Origin of the sequence: Maribellus luteus (assembly GCF_003576475.1) — a bacterium.
In the GTDB taxonomy this organism is placed as follows: domain Bacteria; phylum Bacteroidota; class Bacteroidia; order Bacteroidales; family Prolixibacteraceae; genus Draconibacterium; species Draconibacterium luteum.
The window spans coordinates 1-681 of the sequence record NZ_QWGR01000100.1 but is presented as its reverse complement, the minus strand read 5'-3'; the positions used below and the strand labels follow the sequence as shown (position 1 = coordinate 681).

Genomic DNA, 681 nt, shown 5'->3' with positions numbered 1-681 from the left:
CAACCTGCTCGCTGGGCAGCGTCAGATCCACTGCAATCGACAGCAGCGTACTCGGCGCGCAGCCGCCCTGGATGGCCTCGAGCAACGCGCCATTGCGGTAGGGCGTTTCAATGAACACCTGTGGTTGGGCGGCTGAGCGTGAAAGCTGTTCGAGCGCGCGAAGCTTGGATTTGCGCTCGGCCGCATCGACCGGCAAATAGCCGTTGAATGCAAAGCTCTGGCCGTTCAGGCCGGACGCCATCACCGCCAGCAGAATCGAACTCGGCCCCACCAGCGGCTTGACGCGCACGCCGCGTCGGTGCGCGAGGCGCACGAGATTCGCGCCCGGATCGGCCACCGCCGGCACGCCGGCTTCCGACATCAGCCCCGCGTCCTGGCCCGCAATCACCGGCGCCAACAGTGCTTCCAGTTCCGATTCAGGCGTTTTGACGTTCAGTTCGCGAATGGTGATTTCTTGCAGCGGACGTGCCAGCGGCGTCGTCTCGGCCAGCTTCTTGAGCAGCGCTCGTGCCGTCTTGGCGTGTTCAGCGACGAAATAGTCGAGTCGCGCGGTGATCTGCTGCACGCCGGCCGGGATCACGTCAGGCAGAGGGTCCGCCGCATCGCGCGAGCCAAGCGTGTTCGGAATGAGGTAAAGCGTACCGGGCATAGTTCAGGCGAAGAGCGGGTAGCGAGCGTTGC

At 64.8% G+C, this 681-nt stretch carries 1 protein-coding gene; it reads right to left on the bottom strand.

Going from position 1 to position 681, the window contains the following annotated elements; translation table 11 throughout:
* Window positions 1–649 (bottom strand): SAM-dependent methyltransferase (locus D1614_RS28100; RefSeq protein WP_119440491.1); only part of this gene is annotated, 649 nt, incomplete at its 3' end.
* Window positions 650–681: the final 32 nt, after the last annotated feature.